The organism is Mesobacillus maritimus (assembly GCF_019749255.1).
Taxonomy (GTDB): domain Bacteria; phylum Bacillota; class Bacilli; order Bacillales; family Cytobacillaceae; genus Mesobacillus_B; species Mesobacillus_B maritimus_A.
The window spans coordinates 51576-73955 of sequence record NZ_JACWFH010000019.1; the positions used below are offsets into that span (position 1 = coordinate 51576).

Annotated in this window: 19 protein-coding genes; 8 read left to right on the forward strand and 11 right to left on the reverse strand. The window is 39.9% G+C overall.

What is annotated here, in order from left to right; genetic code table 11:
- Window positions 1–90: 90 nt before the first annotated feature.
- The 9 genes from H0185_RS15000 to H0185_RS15040 form a co-directional block, all read right to left on the reverse strand.
- Entirely contained in the window at window positions 91–1551 is a 1461-nt protein-coding gene (locus H0185_RS15000; protein ID WP_221874324.1) for a YcdB/YcdC domain-containing protein, read from the reverse strand.
- A 338-nt stretch (window positions 1552–1889) separates the two neighbouring features.
- Complete coding sequence (locus H0185_RS15005) at window positions 1890–3011, reverse strand: Ger(x)C family spore germination protein (protein WP_221874325.1); 1122 nt, start codon at window positions 3009–3011, stop codon at window positions 1890–1892.
- Entirely contained in the window at window positions 3008–4102 is a 1095-nt protein-coding gene (locus tag H0185_RS15010; protein ID WP_221874326.1) for a GerAB/ArcD/ProY family transporter, read from the reverse strand. Before H0185_RS15010 ends, H0185_RS15005 begins: the two co-directional genes overlap by 4 nt.
- Window positions 4099–5469 (reverse strand): spore germination protein, encoded by a 1371-nt coding sequence (locus tag H0185_RS15015; RefSeq protein WP_221874327.1) that lies wholly within the window; start codon window positions 5467–5469, stop codon window positions 4099–4101. The genes H0185_RS15010 and H0185_RS15015 overlap by 4 nt, the downstream gene beginning before the upstream one ends.
- 537 nt (window positions 5470–6006) lie before the next feature.
- Window positions 6007–6258, reverse strand: a complete 252-nt coding sequence (locus tag H0185_RS15020; RefSeq protein WP_221874328.1) for a hypothetical protein — start codon at window positions 6256–6258, stop codon at window positions 6007–6009.
- Window positions 6239–6754: an RNA polymerase sigma factor gene (locus H0185_RS15025; protein WP_221874387.1), complete on the reverse strand. Its 516-nt coding sequence runs from the start codon at window positions 6752–6754 to the stop codon at window positions 6239–6241. Before H0185_RS15025 ends, H0185_RS15020 begins: the two co-directional genes overlap by 20 nt.
- A 16-nt stretch (window positions 6755–6770) precedes the next feature.
- Complete coding sequence (locus tag H0185_RS15030) at window positions 6771–7142, reverse strand: group-specific protein (RefSeq protein ID WP_221874329.1); 372 nt, start codon at window positions 7140–7142, stop codon at window positions 6771–6773.
- A gap of 242 nt (window positions 7143–7384) precedes the next feature.
- On the reverse strand, window positions 7385–8815 hold the full coding sequence (locus H0185_RS15035; RefSeq protein WP_221874330.1) for an amidase: 1431 nt from the start codon (window positions 8813–8815) through the stop codon (window positions 7385–7387).
- A gap of 319 nt (window positions 8816–9134) precedes the next feature.
- Window positions 9135–10505 (reverse strand): VWA domain-containing protein, encoded by a 1371-nt coding sequence (locus tag H0185_RS15040; protein WP_221874331.1) that lies wholly within the window; start codon window positions 10503–10505, stop codon window positions 9135–9137.
- Window positions 10506–11100: 595 nt separating this feature from the next.
- Between H0185_RS15040 and ahpC the strand changes: the two genes are divergently transcribed.
- Window positions 11101–11664: an alkyl hydroperoxide reductase subunit C gene (gene ahpC, locus H0185_RS15045; protein WP_221874332.1), complete on the forward strand. Its 564-nt coding sequence runs from the start codon at window positions 11101–11103 to the stop codon at window positions 11662–11664.
- Between the two features lie 14 nt (window positions 11665–11678).
- Complete coding sequence (ahpF, locus tag H0185_RS15050) at window positions 11679–13208, forward strand: alkyl hydroperoxide reductase subunit F (protein ID WP_221874333.1); 1530 nt, start codon at window positions 11679–11681, stop codon at window positions 13206–13208.
- Window positions 13209–13385: 177 nt separating this feature from the next.
- Here ahpF and H0185_RS15055 read toward each other — a convergent pair whose 3' ends face one another.
- On the reverse strand, window positions 13386–14240 hold the full coding sequence (locus H0185_RS15055) for an HAD family hydrolase (protein ID WP_221874334.1): 855 nt from the start codon (window positions 14238–14240) through the stop codon (window positions 13386–13388).
- A gap of 397 nt (window positions 14241–14637) precedes the next feature.
- Between H0185_RS15055 and H0185_RS15060 the strand changes: the two genes are divergently transcribed.
- On the forward strand, window positions 14638–15303 hold the full coding sequence (locus H0185_RS15060) for a FusB/FusC family EF-G-binding protein (RefSeq protein WP_221874335.1): 666 nt from the start codon (window positions 14638–14640) through the stop codon (window positions 15301–15303).
- Window positions 15304–15551: 248 nt separating this feature from the next.
- On the opposite strand, the gene H0185_RS15065 is transcribed toward H0185_RS15060, so the two are convergent.
- Window positions 15552–15902 (reverse strand): hypothetical protein, encoded by a 351-nt coding sequence (locus H0185_RS15065; protein ID WP_221874336.1) that lies wholly within the window; start codon window positions 15900–15902, stop codon window positions 15552–15554.
- A 319-nt stretch (window positions 15903–16221) separates the two neighbouring features.
- On the opposite strand from H0185_RS15065, the gene H0185_RS15070 reads away from it, so the two are divergent.
- The 5 genes from H0185_RS15070 to H0185_RS15090 all read left to right on the forward strand — a co-directional run bounded on the left by H0185_RS15070 (window position 16222) and on the right by H0185_RS15090 (window position 22308).
- Window positions 16222–17298 (forward strand): glycosyltransferase, encoded by a 1077-nt coding sequence (locus H0185_RS15070; protein WP_221874337.1) that lies wholly within the window; start codon window positions 16222–16224, stop codon window positions 17296–17298.
- Window positions 17285–18535, forward strand: coding sequence for a hypothetical protein (locus tag H0185_RS15075; protein ID WP_246629217.1), 1251 nt, complete (start codon window positions 17285–17287; stop codon window positions 18533–18535). The genes H0185_RS15070 and H0185_RS15075 overlap by 14 nt, the downstream gene beginning before the upstream one ends.
- On the forward strand, window positions 18532–19545 hold the full coding sequence (locus H0185_RS15080; protein WP_221874338.1) for an NAD-dependent epimerase: 1014 nt from the start codon (window positions 18532–18534) through the stop codon (window positions 19543–19545). Before H0185_RS15075 ends, H0185_RS15080 begins: the two co-directional genes overlap by 4 nt.
- Window positions 19546–19698: 153 nt before the next feature.
- Window positions 19699–20220: a DinB family protein gene (locus H0185_RS15085; protein ID WP_221874339.1), complete on the forward strand. Its 522-nt coding sequence runs from the start codon at window positions 19699–19701 to the stop codon at window positions 20218–20220.
- Window positions 20221–20655: 435 nt separating this feature from the next.
- Window positions 20656–22308 (forward strand): peptide ABC transporter substrate-binding protein, encoded by a 1653-nt coding sequence (locus tag H0185_RS15090; RefSeq protein WP_221874340.1) that lies wholly within the window; start codon window positions 20656–20658, stop codon window positions 22306–22308.
- The last annotated feature ends 72 nt before the right edge of the window (window positions 22309–22380 follow it).

The window sequence follows — 22380 nt, forward strand, 5'->3', positions numbered from 1 at the left end:
TTTTTCTTTTAGCTTTGACTTCCGGTCCAAACATGAGTGGTTAGGCCACTCCTTCGGGATCTTACAGTTATTTGACTAAAAGCATACATCCTAATAAAAAGTCGCATCCCCCACGTCCACATACATCGCTTTCCCTGTAATGGCATCGATCGCACGGACATGACCTACCGTGGCAGGGAAAGATGGACTATAGCTTAATGTATAAATGGCTTGATAGTTTTCATCATATTCGCGGACAAATAATAACTCCATCTTGATCAGGTCTTTGTACATCCTTTTCGCTTCCTCTTGCGAAATAACGGGCTTACTAGGGAGCTGCTGATATTCAGCCTCTTCTAAAACATTCAATTGAAAATGATTGACCTTCCCTGAATGCTTTCCAATTCCAATGATGGATACGCAATCGTCCACTCGAACACCCTTAAATTGAAGATGAAAATAAAATGTGTAGTTATCCTCTAAGCTACTCTCATCTTCGTCGACAAAATCTTCTTCTGATTCTTCATCAAACGATTCCCCAAGTTCCTCGTGATTCTCCTCTTCAAAAAGATAATCATCTTCCACATGGTCTTCTAAAACTTCAAGGCGGAACCGTTTATCTGCATCAGGAAAGAGTTTAAACATGACATCCAATGCTTTTTGTTTGGCTTCTCCTATTCCTATTTGGTTACGATCCTGGTCCACCTGTTCCCCATTTGTCACTTGGAGAAGATGGCCACTTTTCTGACCAAAACAGAGCTTGATGATATGCGCATTCACTTCATCCATATCACTGTTCACGTGCCCAGGATCATCCCGCAACGACCAACATTCAATTGTTTTATTTTCATCCTCAATTACTTCCAGTTGCTTATGTTTAGAGGTTACCCCAATTAATTGATAAAGTTCATCCTTCGGAGGTGCCTGTGGGGAGATCGGTTTCCAGTCTATTTCCTCATTTAGGGTAGCAGGCTCACCCCCATCAGCTGGAATATCAAAAGCGTGTTCATTCACGCTGTAGGATAGATGGATGTGATTGTCCCCATTCTTAAAGACTTCTGGATCAAATTTTGTGATCGTGAGGTCAAAGCTGAGATGTTCCATATACGTTTCAAGCGCTTTTTCTTCAGAGATAATGGTGTCGGGATAGAGGATCTGATACTCTTCTTTTGCATAAAAAAATTGTTGTATTTGCCCATTGGTTGCAACAGACACGGTAAAACCCTCACTATGTAAAAACAGGCCGTATTTTTCGTCTCTTTTCTCATAGGAAATCATATACGGATTATCAAAATCTATAATCGCAGAAAGTTCATACTCATCTTTTTTATCAGGATGAAAGGTCTCAATAAAGTTGGCTGCAACTTCAACAAGTTCCTGCTTGGAGAATTTCCCTTCCTCCGCTTCTCCATCTAAGGAAAAACTAGAAATCTCCCCTTGTTGATTCAATGTGTACATGCCGATTTGTTGATTCGTTTTCTTAGCAAACAATTCATATCCCTCATAATCGGCATAGGTTTGATAAACCTCCACCGGTAAAAATGGCTGTAGCTTATGTAAAATGGACGCCATCCTATTCTCCTCCTTATGTTAAGACTCTCTTGCAATTTGGCTTTTCTTACATCAATAGTCAATCTTCTTTTAAAAAAGTGCCTAATCAGCCAATTTCTCTTAGCCACTCAAATGGAAAGGCGGATGAAACTTTTAGCAGCTTGAATCCAGTTATAAGTAGGGTAATTTTTGCTACCGAAGAAATAGCTAACAACGAACTAGCAATGGAGGTTGGATTTATTTTATTCTTCTCTCCTACCATAATCCCTAATTTTCACCCGTATTACAAGCACAGAAACAATCCTTTCCCCCTAAAAAAGAAAAAGAAGCCAGACAGCATGTCTGACTCTCCCGTTTTTCTACTCAATTACCCCAGTGCTCTTAAGCGATGCTTTGGCGTTTACTTCAAACGTTACCTTAGGATAAAGTTCTTTCCACTCTTCATATCGTTTATTGTTATTCAGTCTGGTTGCTTTGTACCGTAAACCGAACCCAAGTGGGTCCAATCCTTCCTCTTGGAACATTGTTAAAACTTCTGTCACATCTTTTTTGACGGTTTTACTGGTAACTTCGCTGTAGGTGTGCAATTTACTAGAATCGGTATCCACATCAGCTTCCTGGATGATGCCCACCATCTCGATATCCATTTTTATGATTGGCTTCTGTTTTGAATCGGTATTGATGTCAAAGGTTACTTTTGATGTATCAATCGCAACCGTAAAGTTCAGATCGTCATTTTTCACTCTAACATCATAACGGTCGGCATTATTCCCCATTAAGTTATAGATGGTCGCTTGTTTTTCATTCAATTCAACCGGCTTTTTATCGCTGTTTACGACAATTGCCCGACTCACTTCGATTCTCTTCTTATCTTCACTTGTGTTTAAGACTGGTAGAATGGGATCAATCCCCGTCTCCATCACTCTCCTCCTAAAATCAAACAAATAGCTTGTCACGATGAGCGAGCTTTCGACCCCATTCTGATCAAAAAAGTTAAATAAGGCATGGGATCCTGCCATTTCTGATTCAGGCTCCGCTTTTAACACACTCTCGGCAGAGGGTTGGCCAACTCCTACCCAAGAAATCATTTGAATATCTCTTCTTCTTAAGAAAAAATCGATGATTTCCTCTAATTCATGGTGGAGAACTTCTTCCCCAAAAACAATGACCTTTGCATGACCAAAATCTAGTTCTTTATCGGTTTGAGATTTTAATATCCTAATGGCGGTACTTATCGACTCACTTTCCTCTGTTAAATAGGTGTACTCTGTGCCCGATTGTTTGATGGAACCTGAAGGAACAGCTAGTTTTAACACAACGCGGAATGGTTTTTCTTCACTTTTTGTGTGATCGATACCAATCGATAATACAAAAATCCGCTTATCAATATCCTTAAATCCACACCCTGATTGGAAGAGAAGGACCATAACCGCAACGATAATAAAGAACGGTTTTGCTAAATGCTGAACTTTCTTTTTCAAGACTTTGCCCTCCTTACAATAAACCAAAAAAGACCGACCATCCCGATAAGAGAACAAAGCAAAAGATTATAAAAATAACTCGTATAGAGAGTTAGTTGGTATTCAGTTAAATACTTCGTCACTTGGATGCTGCCAAACCAAAAAAGGCCGATAAAAAGGAGTGGAGTTAAATTTTTGCCCTTATATGTAAGGCGTTTAAACGTGATCACACTTTTATATAGTTCTATAGCAACATGCCAGTGAATTAATAAACTTAAAAAAGAGATCGCCAAGTATAATAGCAAAAAAACAAATAAGATTCGCTCAATCACCCCAAGATTTAATCGAAGCGTATCGGCTGTTATAATCCACGGATAAGCAATCATTTCGACCGATTCAAATCCGTTCATCCCAATGGGAATAAAATAGGTTGTTAACAATGACCCAATTCCTAGCATTCCAATAAAAAGAATTTGTTTCCCTGTTATCTTGTGCTTTTTTGTGAAAAACCGATTGAATATAATGAGGTTGAACCCGCCCACCAATAAATACGTGGATGCTGAGAGTGCAGTAAAGCTAGGCAGCTCATAGGCATGCATGATTGACTCACTAATGAAGTCCCATTCTAGTTCAGGTGTTACATAAGACTTGAACATGATGAGAACATTGATTGGGATACAGCATAGTAATACGAGTTCAATTGTATAAAGGACGCTGCTTGTCTTCATAAGAACCCCATACGAGAGAAATAACAAAAAAATGCTCGTTATCCACACTAAAGGCATATCGGGTGTTAAGAACCGCTTTAGTAAGAAGGTGTACGTAACCAACGTAATCAGCCCTGCAATATACCAAGCGCTTGCGATGAAAAGAAGGAGCAGATTTGCAAACCAACGGGGTAAGTATTTTTGTGTCAATTCAGGTAGCCCCTTCCCAGGGAAAGAATTAAAAAATCTGGCAACGATATAACATAATGCCAGTCCTAGGAAGATGGATAGGAGCATAGAGGCAATGGCTCCTTCTGATTTCTTTTCTAAAAGAATTTTCGGAACCGATGCGACAACATTTGCAATCATATTGACAAAGACGAGATAGAAAAAATAGCGGCTCATGATGGCTTCACCCTAGTTGCAGTTTCTGCCTTCTTTTTTTCAAAAAAGAGTTTAAGATAAGGTTGCCCAAAGCTATCCCTGCTGACCAAATACATTAAGATTCCAATGAGGCCTAAGGCTAAGCCCGCCAAACCCGCTACGGTTGCGGCGAAAAGCAACAAATATCTTACAAGTCGAATCGCAAAGCTCATTTCATTGATGGGAATGACGAAGGTTGAAATGGCGACAGCGCCCACGATGATGATAATAATGTTGGATGCAAGCGCAGCTTCTGTTGCAGCCGTCCCTAGAATTAACCCGCCAACTGTTGTGGCTGTCCCCGTTACGGCCTTAGGAAGACGAATACTTGCCTCGGTTAAGAGTTCCATGAAAATTAACATAAACAAAACCTCAACAAAGGAAGGATACGGAACCCCAATCCGGCTTCCCGCAATTGAAAGCGCTAGCTCCACTCGGAATACCTCAGGATTGAACGAGGTTGCAGCCACATAAAGTCCCGGTAGAATGAGACTGGTAAACAACCCAAGGTAACGTAGGAATTTTGAAAATTTGGTGACCCAATACAATCCATAATTGTCCTCCATGGACGTCATAAAATCCCAAAATACCGCTGGGGCGATAATCGTCGTTGGCGAGCCGTCCAACAATAGAATTACTTTTCCACTTGCAAGATTGTACACAACCCGATCCGTGCGTTCAGTCATCATCATGGTTGGGACCATTGAACGTTTGCGTCCGTTCAAAAACCGTTGAAGTTGGGTAGAGGATTGAATGACAGGTTGATCTAGGGATTCTATTTTGCTTTTAATTTGCTTTAATACCTTTTCCCCAACATATTCCATATCATAGATGATGGCTAAGGATTGCTGGCTCTTTTTCCCTACTTCCACCGTTTCAACAGTAAGAGACGGCTTATGATATCGTTGTCGAATCAGATTTAGGTTCGTTCCGATATCCTCACTTAACGCATATTGTGGCCCGATAATCGTAGGTTCAATATTTGTTTCTCGAACGGTGTCGGTGTTGACTTTCTTGATATCGAATAACAAGAGTTCGTCTTTCAGCCTCACCACGACACTGCCCTTTGTGAGTTCTAAAAGAACTTGTTCTTTTGAGGTAACATCTTGCTGATTCGGTAGTGATTTTAAATAGGCCTCTACATGTTGTTCACTCGCCAATTCAAAAAAGGGTTTAATCACAATCTGTTGAAGTTGCGCTCCATCTACGACGGATTTGATATACACCAGTTCAATTTGTTTATCTTCTAAGCGCAACGGTTTATGTAGGATATCGCTTGAAGGCTTCAATTCGTTTATCAGCCACTCAAGTTCCTCTTCTACATTCGGCTTACGATTCTTAAACAGCATGTAAATATCTCCTATTGTCATGTTCAAAGTATACTAGTATCGTGTCCGAAAACAGATTTGTCATTCATAAAGGAAGGGACAGATGGAAAGGACATTGAGATTTAGACTAAGAACAAGCTAGTGAAAATCGCATAAGAAAGCCCTTGAGCGGATTGCTCAAGAGCCAAATTAGGATATGGAGGCCAGAAATGTCGTTGATAGATCTCTCATGGACAATTACTAAGGGAGATCCACTTAAATGTCCTTGAGGCGGTCTCTCATAGACAAAACCAAGACTGGTATCTGTAATATGTCCTTGAGGAGCTTCTTCATGGACAAAAACCAAGACTGGATTCTAAATTTTGTCCTTGAGATGCTCTCTCAGAGACAAAACCAAGACTGAATTCTAAATTATGTCCTTGAGATGCTCTCTCATAGACAAAACCAAGACTGAATTCTAAATTATGTCCTTGAGCCGCACCCTCAAGAACAAATACGAAGGATTGATACAAAAAATGTCCTTGAGACACTCCCTCAAGGACAAAAACCTCTACTCTCCTAAAGAAAAAAGATCAATTGGATAAACGTAAGTGCTGTGCCAGCCAAAATGGGGGCAACCTTCAATACTAAAAAACCAGTAGTGGTTGAAATGACAGGCTCTACAGGGTTCTTTGCTGGCGAAGCTAGAACATTGACTAACCGGTCCCACCTTTTCATTTTGGGATTCATCGGAAAATCAGGCACTTCGACGTGATCTTCATCTAATTTCATTCCCAAGTAAGTTTCCTTTTTAAATGGATCCTGATTCATGAAATTCACCCCCCAATTCATCTTTTAAACTTTGGATTGCCTTGTGTAAGCGTGATTTAACAGTGCCTTTAGGGATATCTAGTATCTCTGCAATATCCTCTTGGGTCATATCATGATAATAAAAAAGCAAAATAACAGCTCGTTGTTTGTCAGGGAGTCTGGCAACTGCATCCCGAATCGTCAAACGATCAGCATGATCAATTTCGCCTTTCTCAATCGGAGTAAGAAACGGAAGGAAAGACCGCCATTTCTTTCTTCGGTTTAGTTTTGTGATCATTAACCGATACGCTGTTTGAAAGAGATAGGATTTTAGCTTTCCTTTATTAGGATCATAATACTGTTTGTACCGGTGAAGCTTCATAAACGAATCTTGAACAAGGTCAATGCTTAATTGCTCGTCTCGCGTATAGCGGTAAACGAACGAATAAAGAGATGGTTTTAAAAGCGTGTAAATCTTCTCCAATGCTGTGTCATCTCCATTTTGAAAAGCAATCATGAGTTGGTCTTCACGTTCAATCAAGTTCATCTCCCCAACGTTCCTTAATAGATTTTAACGTAAGCGAAACCCGGGTGATTAAATAAATCATGGAAACAAGCGTCCATACCTGTGCTTGATTGGTAAAAAATTGCACAAACCCATTTTCCACTGTGTAACCGAAGGAAATCAACATATTAAGGGTTTGAACACAGATGATGCTATATATCGCTAAAATGAGCGTAACGGTGTCAAACACATTCCATCTTAAATAGATTTTCGTTTTCTTAAAATTGATCTTCCCATATTCACGCACCACATGTTTGCGATCCATTGGAATCATAATCGCAATGATCACAACCATGATAATACCTGCAACGATTAATGAAACAATCCAGCCAGTATTCATTTTATCCTCTCCTCATTGTTCCTTTTACTGACTATACAAATGGAGAAAGGAGAAAGTTCATTTTTTCTTTAAAAAAATTCTTCTATTATATGTTGGCGGTGATTTTGTCGCTAAAACCTTGTTACCTAAGAATCTCTTTTAGGTATGGTTCTACTCTCAGTTTTTTCATCCATCCCTATCAAGTAGAGGTACATAATAAAACCACCAGAATACAACCCTTGCATTCTGGTGGTTTTCCCTTATTAATTTTTACTTAAATTTCCCTCTAACGGTTCTAAGTAGGTTGGAAAAACTTGTTCATACGCATGACATGCATCTAGCACGAGCTTATCCGCAAATCGCTTGCCTGCGACTTGTAGACCCACTGGTAGTCCCGCTTTCGTTAAGCCTACTGGCAAAGAGGCAGCAGGGTGACCCGTAAAGTTATAGATTTGTGTTAGCATCCAATCGGTTGCAGGGTTTACACTTTTCCCATTGATCAAGGATGGACCTGCTAACTGGTGGTCAAACGCTGTCGTCGCCAATACAGGCGAAAGGATTAGGTCGTAGTTGTTCAAGATGTTCTGGATTTCTTTCCAAACAAGAGTCCGTTTGACTTCAATTTCTTTATAATCCACAGCACTTAATTTTCTGCCAATCTGAATCATTTTGGCCATACCCTCGGAAAAACTGTCTGGGTCTTGGTCGTAGAGTTTTCCATAAGTACCTGCAAATTTCACACACCACATTCCTGAAAATGCACGAGTCAGCTCTTTGAGGCTCATGTGTAGATCAACGTCCACCTCTTCCACCTGGCAACCAAGAGCCTCGTAATGCTTAACCGCTTGATCGACTACCTGAGCGACATCCTCCGAGATTTCATACAAACCAAAATTGCGCGTATAGGCGATTTTCAAGCCTTTCATCTCACGACCTAAATTCGTAAAATCATCTTTTAATGTCGGAACAGCATTTGGGATATTGGCATCATAGCCCTGCATGACAGAAAATAACAAGGCGGCATCTTCAACGGTTCTTGCCATCGGTCCGTTATGTAGGTAAGGATGCTCTGAACCGTATAAATTCTCTTCTCCTTCATGAGGAATAACTCCAAAGGTTGGCTTAAATCCAAAGATTCCGGTGAGTGCAGCCGGAATTCGAATCGAACCTCCCCCATCACTTCCCTCAGCAAAAGGAGCAAGCTTTGCAGCTACTGCAGCAGCGGAACCACCACTTGAACCACCAGGGGTTAAGTTCACGTCCCAAGGATTTTTCGTTACACCAAATAAAGGGTTATCGGTGACTCCTTTGTGTCCAAATTCAGGAGTATTGGTTTTCCCTAAGACAATCCCGCCCGCCTTTTTTATCCTACTTAAGAATACAGGGTCTTTGTCTGGAATATTGTCTTTAAATGCTGGTGATCCGTATGTCGTAAGCAACCCTTTCGTTGGGGTTAAATCCTTGATTGCAACTGGAATCCCCTGAAGTTTGCCAACCTCTTCCCCCTTCATCATTTTGTCTTCTACTTTTTTCGCTTCTTCAATCGCTTGCTCATTCACCGTTACAAAAGCATTCCATTTAGAATTATGTGTCTCAATTCGCTCGAGGAAGGCGTTTGTGACTTCTACAGGTGAAAGTTCCTTATTTTTGATTCGATTGACTAGTTGTGTTGCCGTTAAATCGGTAATATTCAACCTTTTCAACTCCTTTTATGATAATAAGCTCTTTTCTCAGCCTTCGATCGGTTTCGTTATGTTCACCAAAAGAATGATGAGAAAAGGGATTGTAAACGCATTCAATACTAGCAACTGTTCTTAAGCTACTTCGCACTTGAATCTAGCAACAATTTTTGGTGAAACAAGCTTATTAAACTCGAGAAAGCTTTCTATCTAATAGACTGTTAGTTTTATTATAACGAAAACTAGCAATAGTTTGGAGTTAATTTTATAATATTCAGAAATTTATTATTCTACTAAAATACTTAAAGAAAATGAGACAAGGTTCCCCCTTGTCTCACTCATTTTTCTTGTCGATTGTTTCATTTATTTTTTTGTTTCCTTCGTCCACGTATTCGCGCCATTCCTCGTTTCCGCTGTCGACACTTTCTCTCCACATTTGGTTTCCTGTATCCACTGCATAGCGCCACTTGGCATTTCCGTAATCAACAACATCTGAAAACATTTTTGAGACAGGATGATCGTAGTCATCAAATCGTTCTTTCAAGTAGGCCTGAGCCTCTTTCATCCGCTCTTTCTCACGGTTGCTTTTTTCTTTCATGCTTTCTTTCGTGCTGTAGGCTAACTCCTTTTTCTCTTCCTTTAGTTTGTAGGCCTGCTCTTTTCCAGCTTCTTTCCACTCATACCACTTTTTCTGGATTTCTTCGTATTGAGCTCTCATATACTTTTTCAATTCAACTTCAGAGTTTACATAGGTAAACTCTCCATTTCCTGCAGTCGCTACTTCTTTTAATAATTTTTGTCCTTCATTGTCTACATCAAAACCAATGATATTCACGACTGCTTGAATGTCTGCTGAAACCAGATTCTTGGCTTCTTTAACGGGGTCACCGTTACAGGTTTCAATTCCATCACTGACAACGTATACCACAACATCATCTGCATTCTCAGGGATATCTTCCTTGACCGCTTCCAAGCCAAGGGCAATCGGCGTCCAGCCAACTGGCTTCACTTGAGACAATGCCTGTTGGAAGGCACCTTCATCAAAACTAGCATTGAATAGATTTTCGGTACTCCCACATGAAGCATTCTTATCTGCTTCCTGGTTTGACCCTTTGTGCCCGTAGACACGTAACGAAATGGTTGCATTCTCTGGAACTTGTTCCGCAAATTCCATCACCGCTTCCTTGGCCGCGTCCATTCTCGTTTTATTCCCTACCTTTGCTGCCATACTTCCACTTGCATCCACCAAAATTGCGTAGTGAGCTTTTTTTAATGTAGGTTCATTGACGGTTTCATCTGGCCGTTCAATCGAAACGTCCACCGTAGAATCAAACTGAAGGAGGGTTTTCATTTCCTCCTGATAATCCTCTGCAAATAAGTAGATTAGTTCTTCTAAGTATTGTTCCTTTGTTAGGTCATCAGGTAATTGGTCTAGCGTTTCTTTCACTTTCACTTCATCATACTGTTCCCCACTAAAAACCCCTGGCTGTCGTAGCATTTCTTTTTCAAGATCAGATAACTCTCGATCAAGATTTTCCATTTCAACATATAAAGCTTCCTTTGGTGTATACGTTCCTTCTTGTTCACTTTCTTGTTCCACCTGCTTTGGTTCTTCCGCAGCAGATTCTACTGGCTGACTTTCATTCGACGAACATGCTGTTAGCATAACAGTCAATAGAAACAATCCAAGATAAAACCTCTTCATCGAACCCTCTCCTTCCTATTATTAACGGGGTAATTTATCACAATGATTCCATCTTACTGTATTTGCTCCACGTATTTTCCTATATATATGAAAACAGTAAATAAGTTACATGTTAAAAAAGAACCAGAGAGAAAGTTACAGGACTTTAGGAGGATAAAAGCGAGGAATATGCTCGAATTGTAGAAGGAGAATCTGACTCTCCTTTTTTCCGATTCATTATAGAGTAAAACAAGGTTATATTATTCTGAACATTGGAAATAATAAAGATGAAAAAGGATTTGAAGAAAGGGTAAGTCGTGAAAAGAAATCAGCTCACACCTCTACTATATTGAGATAGAATCAATTTCCATGCTATTCATGAATGTGGGACAAGGTGCCTGTCCCCTTGTCCCATAGATGAGAATGAAAAGCTCTTAATGCGAATAAATTGACCGTCGTTCACAGAAAGGACTATAATTTAAATAGAAAATCATTGCTTTCGCTTGACCAATATAAATAACTCTAATATAATAATTTATATTGAATTAGAATTATTATAGAGTAGAACACTCTAGTAGTAATTCAATAATACATATCTTTTAGGAGGAACTAAACTATGTCATTAGTTGGAAAAGAAATTCTACCATTCAAAGCACAAGCATTCAAAAACGGAGATTTCGTTGAAGTAACAGAAGAAAACTTAAAAGGTCAATGGAGTGTTGTTTGCTTCTACCCTGCAGACTTTACATTCGTTTGCCCAACTGAGCTTGAAGATCTACAAAACCAATATGCAACTCTAAAAGATCTTGGCGTTGAAGTATATTCAGTTTCTACAGATACTCACTTTGTTCATAAAGCATGGCATGATTCTTCAGAAGCGATTGGTAAAATCACTTACACAATGATCGGTGACCCTGCTCACGTGATTTCTCGTAACTTCGATGTTCTAATTGAAGAAGATGGTGTTGCTGACCGTGGTACTTTCATCATCGACCCAGACGGTGTTGTACAAGCTGTTGAAATCAACGCTGGCGGAATTGGCCGTGACGCAAGCACACTTGTAAACAAAATCAAAGCAGCACAATATGTACGTAACAACCCAGGTGAAGTTTGCCCAGCGAAATGGGAAGAAGGTTCTGAAACACTTAAGCCAAGCCTTGACCTTGTAGGAAAGATTTAAGGAGAGCGATAAAAATGGCACTTGACGCAGAAATTAAATCCCAATTAAACCAGTATCTACAACTTTTAGAAAAAGATATTCTGCTTAAAGTCAGTGCAGGTTCAGATGACGTTTCAAAGGAGATGCTAGCTCTTGTAGAAGAGCTAGCATCTATGTCATCTAAAATCACTGTAGAAAAAGCAGAACTAAAACGTACTCCAAGCTTCAGCATTAATCGTGTCGGCGAAGAAACTGGAGTTACTTTCGCTGGTGTTCCTCTAGGACATGAATTTACTTCATTAGTTTTAGCCCTACTTCAAGTGAGTGGTCGTGCTCCAAAAGTTGATCAAAGTGTGATTGACCAGATTAAAAACATTAAAGGTGAATTCAACTTTGAAACGTATGTGAGTCTTACATGCCACAACTGTCCTGACGTTGTCCAAGCATTGAACATCATGAGTGTGCTTAACCCTGGTATTACGCATACGATGATCGATGGCGCAGCGTTTAAAGAAGAAGTTGAAGCGAAAGACGTATTGGCTGTTCCAGCTGTTTACTTAAATGGTGAATTCTTTAATGGTGGTCGCATTACCCTTCAAGAAATCCTTGCGAAACTTGGTGAAGGTCCAAGTGCAGAAGATTTCTCTGATAAAGGTCCATTCGATGTTCTTGTTGTTGGCGGTGGTCCAGCTGGAGCAAGTGCAGCGATTTACGCGGCACGTAAAGGAATTAAAACAGGAATTGTTGCTGAACGCTTTGGTGGTCAAATCCTTGATACCCTTAGCATCGAAAACTTTATTTCTGTAAAAGCAACGGAAGGTCCTAAGCTTGCGATGGCTCTTGAAGAGCATGTAAAAGAATATGACATTGATGTCATGGACTTAGTACGTGCAAAGGGCTTAGAAAAGAAAGAACTTTTCGAGCTTGAACTTGAAAACGGTGCTGTTCTAAAGAGTAAATCTGTGATCATTTCAACAGGTGCTCGCTGGCGCAATGTGAACGTTCCTGGTGAACAAGAACTGAAAAACAAAGGTGTTGCCTATTGCCCACATTGTGACGGTCCATTGTTTGCAGGAAAAGACGTTGCTGTCATTGGTGGCGGAAACTCTGGTATTGAAGCAGCGATTGACTTGGCTGGGATTGTGAAACACGTAACAGTTCTTGAGTTTGCTCCTGAATTAAAAGCAGACCAAGTTCTTCAAGAACGTCTTCATAGCCTACCAAACGTAACAGTTGTGACAAACGCAGCGACTCAAGAAATTACAGGTACAGATAATGTAACTGGGATTACGTATCAAGATCGTGAAACAGGCGAAGATCATCATGTTGAACTTCAAGGGGTATTTGTCCAAATCGGTCTTGTTCCAAACACAGAATGGTTAGAAGGAACACTTGAGCGTAACCGCATTGGTGAAATCATCACGGAGAAAAACGGAGCTACTACTATTCCTGGAGTATTTGCTGCAGGAGATTGTACAGATAGCGCATATAACCAAATCATCATTTCTATGGGATCAGGTGCAACCGCAGCATTAGGTGCATTTGACTATCTCATCAGAAACTAAGGAAATAAAACATAGGGACAGATCCCCTGTCTCAGTAAAAAAGTCGCTAGATTATCTGATTGATAATCATCTAGCGACTTTTTTTCATAGGCCCATTTCAACACTGTTTCGACATTTAGCATCATCAAACAGTTTCAGGGGGGATACGATTATGTTCTTTCCCCTCCCCCCTGCTACCTATAGTCTTATTTTCTCTTTAAGATAATGATAAACGCCATCTTCATCACAAGTAAACTGTGTTACGTCATCAACCACTTCTTTAACCTCATCGGACGCATTCTTCATCGCAACGGAATAGCTTACGAACTCTAACATTGGTAAATCATTGTCACTATCTCCAATGGCAAGGGTTTCTTCTGCCGATAACTCAAAATGGTTTAACATCTGTTGAATGCCTGTTGCTTTATTCACGTTTGCGACCATCACTTCGACATTATGGTCAGAAGAGATTGAGGTGCTAAACGGGATTTCATGTTTTAAAACGTCAAGTTCATGCTTCCATTGATTGATATGCTCTTTTGTTCTGGCAAAAAAATAAAACTTTGAAAACCTAGTTCCTTCGACCTCTTCCTTCCAGTCAATTTCATCTTTAATCGCTTGTTTTCGTGATAGCCATTCGTTGATTCCAACTGTTTCAGGCTTTGGGTCTCGAATTTCATTTTCCACATAAGGTTGATCTTGCTTTAAGGTAACACGGTTTGTTCCGTATGGGAAAAGCTCATAGTAAACCTTGTTTTCTCTTGCTTTTTCAATGATAATCTCTACCAGTTTACGCGAGAGCGAATGTTGAAAGACGGCCTCCCGTCCGACATACCCCGCCATTCCATTTGATGTTATGTATCCATCTACCTTAAACCCTTCTGGTACGACTCCCTCTATTTCATCAAACGCACGACCGGTTGCAAGAAAGACGAAGATTCCCTGTTCTCTGAGTTCATCTATCACTTGTTTTGTATGTATACTAACCAGATTTTGATGAGTTAAAATTGTCCCATCCATATCTAAAAAGATTGCTTTTGGTTTAAAATGCACTTCTTATCCTCCTATTTCAAAAATGAGTTCTTGGGCAAGTATACACGTTCCCATATCCATGCTCAATGATTTAACTTGTTTCAAGAAAATTCAAGACTGTTTGTCCCCTATTTACTATAACCTTGTTGGAAACTAACAAGTCTTCTAAATCTCTATTGAGCTCAACACAATTTGGTGTATAATGAAAACTGATTTGGAGGTGATAAATAATGGTAAGAATGCAAAACCATTCGCCATTATTCGTGTCTACTCATGCAAAGCCTGGTATTGGAAAGGCGATTCTTTGCATGGGGTATAATGGGTAAAACAATCGCCAATCGATTATCACATTTCTGATAAAAAGGCTTTGCACCTTATTTTCAACGTATATTTTTTATAAAATAAGGAGCTGGAAGAAATGAAAACCCAAAAAGATGCAGGAATAAAGATAGAAGCCTTCATGAGAAATGATCAATTTAACTTCATTAAAGCCCAAGTAACTAACCTAGTACTTGCTCATGGAACGAGTAAAGACAAAGATATTCTTGAGGCGCTAAAGTCAAGTTCTCATGTTAAAATAGAAGCCCTGTTTCCTGATTTAACTGCAAATCAGCAGACAATCCTAAATACACTATTGGATATCAAAGAAGACGTCCAGGCAAGACACTTCCTAGAAGAACTAAGAACCTATGTTATTCCGTTCAAAAAAGTGACGGAAAAAACAGCCACCAAGCTCTTTCCTAAAATCAAGAAATTAAAGGTTACACACCTAGAAGAACTTGATTTCAAGGAAATTTCCTATTTGGGTTGGTACGATATCCGTTTAGATCGGAAATTCCTCATTTTTGAAAACAATCATCAGTTAATAGGAGTACATGGAACATTCAGGGAAAGCAAAAAAGGTATCTGTTCCATCTGTAGCAAAGTGGAAGAAGTTGGACTTTTCATGGCAAAAGTGAAAAGCGGACGAGAGACCTATACAAGTAGAGGAAATTATATTTGCAAAGACAGCCAAAAGTGCAATCAAAATATCACTACATTAGCTAAGTTACATGACTTTGTTGACTTGGTAAAAGCGCAATAACCTTACCCAACTGAGGGACTTTTCCTTCAGTTGGGTTTTTTCAATGCGCTATTCTCATAGATAAGACATAGGTTCCTTGCCTCATAAAGAAAGTCGCTACATTATCTGATGGATAATCTAGCGACTTTTTTTATTATGAGTGACTGGCATGTAGCCATTATGGATTATGAGTACAAAAAAGAGCAAATCCTCCCGAACAAAAACCAAAGGACATCCCCTATTTGCCACTTATCCATGAGAGTGTAGACTTACCCCTCAAGAACATTCTTCAAAGATTTATAGGCAAAATTCGTTTCTTCATAAATAGGTTCCACTGTTTTCACGTCAACCTCTTTATCAAAGTCAGTCTGTACCCCCGTAAAGAGCTCCCGAAACAATTCTACTTTGTGTTGGAAATGTTGGACCTCTGTTAATTGCTCATTCTCGGCATCAATATACAGATACACATTAAACGAATGTTCGTTTGCCACAAATCGTTCGTATAATTTAGAACGTTCTCTCCCCTTTTTATGCGCACTCCGCTTCAAATCCTTCATACTCGCAAGAACATTTTGTCCTTGTTCAATAATCATTTCTACAACTTTATCTCTTGAATCCATCTAACTACGACCTTTCCACAACTACTAGTATTAAATGAGTAGAAATTTTCACTCCAATTATATGATACCATGACAAACGTTGTTTAGGTCTCCATATGACTATTGATATAAAATTGATTGAGCAACTGGAGAAATAAAAGGAGAACGTGTAACAGGGTTTACTTACCTATGTTTAAAGCAGTCATTGTGACTAATTCTAACGGGGTTTGTTACTAGTCGTATCCATGTTATAAATTCATTGCCACTTTGTCCACCACGCTTTTTCTTTCGCTCGAATATCCTACACTAGCACTGTATTTTTTGGAAAGGAGCGAGTGCATTGGCAACCGTTATGCATTTGAATTTAAGAGTCGACCCCACTCAATACATTCCCCAAATCCGACAGGTCCCTATGTATGACTACATCCATTTAGTTCGTCAACCAAAGTATATGATTGACCTCGCATTGCTAAATGAGAAGGTTCATTATCTCAATGAAATTTTCCAGCCTGCTGAATTTGTGAAAAAAAACAACGTTTCTCTTTTACATGCCCACCATGGGCAATTAGGTATTCTGTTACTCCCTTTTAAAGAAAAGACCAACCTTCCGTTAGTGACCAGTATTCGTGGCAGAGATGCGACCCTAGCGAATCAACCTGTTGGATATTTAGAAAATATGAAAATGCTCTTTGACCAAGGCGAGGAATTTTATCCAGTCTGTCAGTATTTAGCTGATCGGATTCTAGCTTGGGGCTGTCCACCGGAGAAAATCAAAGTTCTTTATGGAGGCGTTGACCTAGATCAGTATCCTTACAGCAAACCAGTATCGTCAGGTAGCCATCATATTCTTTCAGTCGGTAGATTAGTAGAAAAAAAGGGCCACCATCTTTTAATGAAGGCATTTCAAAAAATTAAAATGAAATTTCCAGACGCAACTTTGACCATTATTGGCCGTGGAGAACTTCAACATGAACTTACTTCATTGGCGACTCAACTAAATTTAGGAGGGTCCTTCCAACTGTTGCAACACTTACCTAAAGAACAGGTACGAGAGTATATGAAAAAGGCTGATGTCTTTTGTGCGGCTAGTTTAGAAGCGACGAATGGAGATGTAGAAGGAATTCCTAATACTTTAAAAGAAGCGATGGCTCTTGGCGTTCCTGTCCTCTCGACCACACATGCCGGTATCCCTGAATTGATTACTCATCAAAAAGAAGGGATTTTGGTTCGAGAAAATGATGTAGACGAACTTGTGGAGGGACTTGAATTTATGCTTACCCGCCAGGATCTTTGGGAATCGTTCACCCTTGCTGCAAGGAGAAAAGTCGAACAGTCTTTTGATTTGAAGAAACAACTGCTGGTACAAGCAAACTATTATAATGATCTGTTAGGAGGTAGAAATCATGGAAGATTTTAAAACCATTACTGTCACAAAAGGCATCAAAACTCTAGCCATCGATAACCCTACTTCTTATCCGTTAATTGGCATGGGCTCACAAGGAGCTGTATTTAAACTTTCAGACGAAAAGTGTGTCAAAATCTATACGGACCCTATTCAAGCAAAAATGGAAGCAGAAGCCCTTCGCGCTGGACAACACCTACCCTTTTTACCGAAATTATTTGAAACTGGCCATAACTATATTGTGATGGAATATTTTGATGCTCCAACACTAAAGGAGTACCTTCGAAATTGCACCTATATCCCAGAATCAATTACCCGAAAACTTTTAAGTATGCTTAGGGACATGCAAAAGGCAAAATTCACAATGATTGATGCTCCACTTAGACATATTTTTGTGCTTGAAAATGAGGAACTGAAAGTCGTTGACCACGTAAATGCGTTCAAAAGAATCCATCCAGTCCCGCTAAAGTTGCTCAGGGACTTAAATATTATCCTATTAAAAGACTCTTTTTTATCTCGAGTAAAACAATTAGAGCCAGATACGTATAAACGATGGGATCGCTATTTTACTGAAAACCGTTTTGATTATAAAAATATTCCTGTTACCTCCGGCGGGTCAGGAAAAGGCGTGAAGGTTGAGAGCTCTGTTACGCAACCACTTATCGGCAAAGGACATCAAGGAGCAGTTTACCGAATTGCTGAAGATCAATGTGTAAAAATCTATGGGAAACCCGAACATTGTAAACAAGAAAAAGATGTGCTCTTATCCAATCAACATTTGTCTTTTATCCCAAAGGTCCATGAAACTGGCGCTAACTATGTACGAATGGAATATTTACTTGGCCCCAACTTAAATCAGTATTTAAAAAAACAATCTCACCTTTCAGAGGAAATTACTCGGCGCCTGTTAGATATTTTGCTAGAGATGAAAAATGCTGGTTTTAAACAAATTGATGCCCCTCTTCGACATATATTTGTAACCAACCAAGGGTTTAAACTAGTCGACCATGTGTATTCGTACGCTCGCGAACAAGATCGACCAATCGAATTATTTCAAAACCTTCACGAACGAGGCTTTCTAAACTCTTTTCTTGACCAAGTGAAGAAACTGGACCCAAACACCCATGCTCACTGGACAAAAACACATATTCCACTACAAAATGAGGACGAAGTAATTACGCTAGAATTTAGCAATCAACAACCACCAAAGCGAGCGAAAAAAAGAAAAAAAGTGAGAACAAATAAAAAATGAGCATTTTAGTGACAGGAGCTGCTGGGTTTATCGGCTTCCACCTTGCAAAAGAGCTACTAGCCAGAGGGGATCATGTGATTGGTGTAGATAATCTGAATGACTATTATGATCGCCAATTAAAAAGAGACAGGTTAACAATTCTTGAAAAGGAGCCAAATTTTCAATTTTATCCTGTCGACATTGACAACCAACCTGCTTTTCACTCAATATTTGAAAATCATTCCATCATGATTGTGCTCAACCTTGCCGCTCAAGCCGGCGTTCGATATAGCATGAAGAACCCCTATTCCTATGTTTCTTCCAATCTCGTGGGGTTTACCAATGTGTTAGAGGCTTGCAGAATCTATAAAGTCAAACACTTGATCTATGCCTCATCGAGTTCAGTGTATGGAGCCAATACGAAAATACCATTCTCAACGAAGGACTCGGTTGATCATCCAGTTAGTTTGTATGCTGCCACTAAGAAGGCGAATGAATTAATGGCCCATTCATATAGCCATCTATACGGGATCCCAACAACTGGTCTGCGTTTCTTTACCGTGTATGGACCTTGGGGAAGGCCCGATATGGCCTATTACACTTTTACAAAATCTATCATGGAAGGAAATCCAGTGACAGTATTTAATTATGGGGAGATGAGCAGGGATTTTACTTTTATTGATGATATTGTAGAAGGCGTCCTGCACTTGCTTCATTCCCCGCCGAAACGCAACACTCATTATGACCGAGAACATCCTGAACCTAGTTCAAGTGATGCGCCTTACAAAATTTATAATATCGGAAACCATCAGCCAGTAAAGCTCCTTGATTTTATTCAGATTTTAGAAGAACTCATTGGGAAAAAAGCGCAACTTGAATTGTTGCCGATGCCACCTGGCGACGTCAAGGAGACTTATGCAGACATGACCGACTTACAGAAGGATTTTGGATTCTCCCCGAGAACATCCCTAAAGGATGGGTTACGTCATTTTGTAAATTGGTACAAACAGTATCATCATAAAATAGAATGACAGCGTAGATGTTTTTTCGTGTACTTGATAACCGGCCACAATTATTCCTTGGGTAAATCTATTTTACTACCTTGATTATGATGTAGATTGTAATGAATTCCCCACGAAGGAGTATAGAAGTCGTCCGCTCTATAGAAAGGATGGTTGGTAAAAATGAATTTTAACCTTGAAGAAAGCATTGAAATCCTCGAACGGACACCCCAAACATTAGAGCAGCTGTTAACTGGTTTATCTGATGGGTGGTTGCAATCCAATGAAGGCGAAGGAACCTGGAATGCGTTTGAAGTGGTGAATCATCTGATCGAATGTGAAAAAACCAACTGGATGCCGAGACTGGAGACAATGCTTCAGGAGAGGAAAAACCAACACTTGCCTCCTTTTGATCGCTTTGCACATTTACGCTTATCAACTGAAGTCTCCATCGAAGAAAAATTGAAGGAATTTAAAACGCTAAGAACTGAAAATATCACGAAACTAAGAAAACTTATTGACCCCGAGCTACATCTCGAACAGACCGGTTTCCATCCAGCCTTTGGTGTAGTAAGGGTGCGAGAATTGCTTTCCACATGGACTGTTCATGATTTCACCCATATCGCTCAAATTGTGCGGGTTATGGCGAAAAGGTATCGCACAGATGTTGGGCCATGGAAGGAATATTTGAGCATATTTAAATAAGCTGGGAAGGGAGCATTGGAAGGCCAGTTGCTCCCTTGTTACTTTGTATGGATCTTGTGATACAGTTTGGTACCAATGATAGGTTTATTGTGAAAAGGATTTCTCCCTTATCATTTTTCGTCCCTCTATGAAACTCCTTGAGCTCTATCAAGGGGGTATTTGGTCATGATCGGTACGACTGATTAGCTGCTTGTTGCTCTTTTAGATTGTCACGATAAAGTCAGAAAGTCTATTTTTATATGCTAATAGAAAAAATACTAGTTTCCCCCATTTTCAATCCCCTACCTCACTGATTTAAAGCGATAAATCCCTTTATCAATGGATTATTCCTTTTTAGTGAGAAATTAATAACTTTGTAATATTTTTACAAGCCTCTCTATATGATAGAGATGGAAACAGTGATTTCCACTTATAACCATTCTAGGGGGGATTGGATTGAAAAAGAAGTTGGGTAGCACTCTTATACTCATACTCAGTACTTTTTTTGTGTTGTCTGGCTGTTTTGGTGGCGGCACGACGAAGGAGCCTGCATCAAATGATTCAGGAAAACCGAGCGACGAAACAGAGGAAACAGCTCCGAAAGTTTTACGACTCAATAATAGTTCGGAACCTGGTTCCCTGCACCCTGGAACCGCGCAAGGAACGCATGACTCATGGATATTAGAGCATGCCTTTGAGGGGCTAACCAAGAAAACGCCAGAAGGTGAAATTATTCAGGGGATGGCTGAAGAATGGGAAACAAGTGAAGACGGCCTTACCTGGACGTTCCATTTACGCGATGGTATTCATTGGTCAAACGGCGACCCGGTGACCGCAACTGATTTTGAATATGCGTGGAAATATGCCTTGAATCCAGAGTCAGCGTCGACTTATGCCTACCAGCTCTATTATCTAGAAGGCGGTCAAGAATTTAATGAAGGCAAAGCTGGCGAAGATGGAGTTGGCGTAACCGCAACAGATGAGAAAACATTAGAAGTGAAACTTGCCCAACCAACACCATACTTCCTGGATCTTACTTCTTTTTATACCTATTATCCTATTAATCAAAAGGTCCAAGAAGATAACCCAGAATGGTATCAAGAAGCAGATACGTATGTATCCAATGGTGCGTTTAAATTGACAGAATGGAAGCACAAAGAAAGCATTAAGCTTGCGAAAAATGAACATTATTATGAGCAAGATAAAATCAACTTGGATGAAGTCCATTTTGTTATCATTGATGATGAAAATACCGCATGGCAGATGTATCAAGCCGGCGAACTAGATTTAGTTTATCCACTTCCACAAGACGTTCAAGGTCAATTGATGGCCAATAATGACCCTGAGTTTGTCGCAGGACCAGATCTATCCGTTTACTATTACAATATCAACAACAACGTCAAACCTTTTAATAATCCAAAGGTTCGTAAAGCACTATCAATGGCGATTGAAAGACAAACCATTGTTGACCATGTGGCACAAGGTGGGCAACCTCCTGCCTATTCCGTCGTCCCACCTGGAATTCCAGATGTGAACGGTGATTACCAAGAAAATACGGGCAAGTTGTTCGAGGAAAACCTAGATGAAGCGAAAAAGCTCCTTGAAGAAGGCTTAGCGGAAGAAGGCATGGATCAGATTCCGAACTTCACGTTGACGTATAACACCTCCGAAGGTCATAAAGCGATTGCCGAAGCCGTTCAAGAAATGTGGCGGAAAAACCTTGGCATTGAAATGACACTTGAAAACGTAGAGTTCCAAGTAAAACTTGACCGTGAAAAAGCAGGTGATTATACAATTTCACGTGCTGGTTGGGTTGGCGACTATGTTGATCCAATGACCTTTATGGATCTTTGGGTAACAGATGGTCCATATAATGATGCCGATTGGAGCAATGCTGAATACGACAAATTGGTTCAGACAGCCAAAACCACGATGGACCAAGAAGTTCGCATGAAGGCGATGCATGATGCCGAGAAAATTCTCATGGATGAAATGCCAATCCTCCCGATTTATTTCTATACGAAACCATTTACCGTTAAACCAAATGTAACAGGAATCTATACACCAATTAACCGTTATCCTCAGTTCATCTATGCAGATATCGAATAAACGCTCATCTGAATCGGCGGTATGCTCTTTGAGCATACCCCGATTTTCTACTGATATCTTCATAGAAATGGA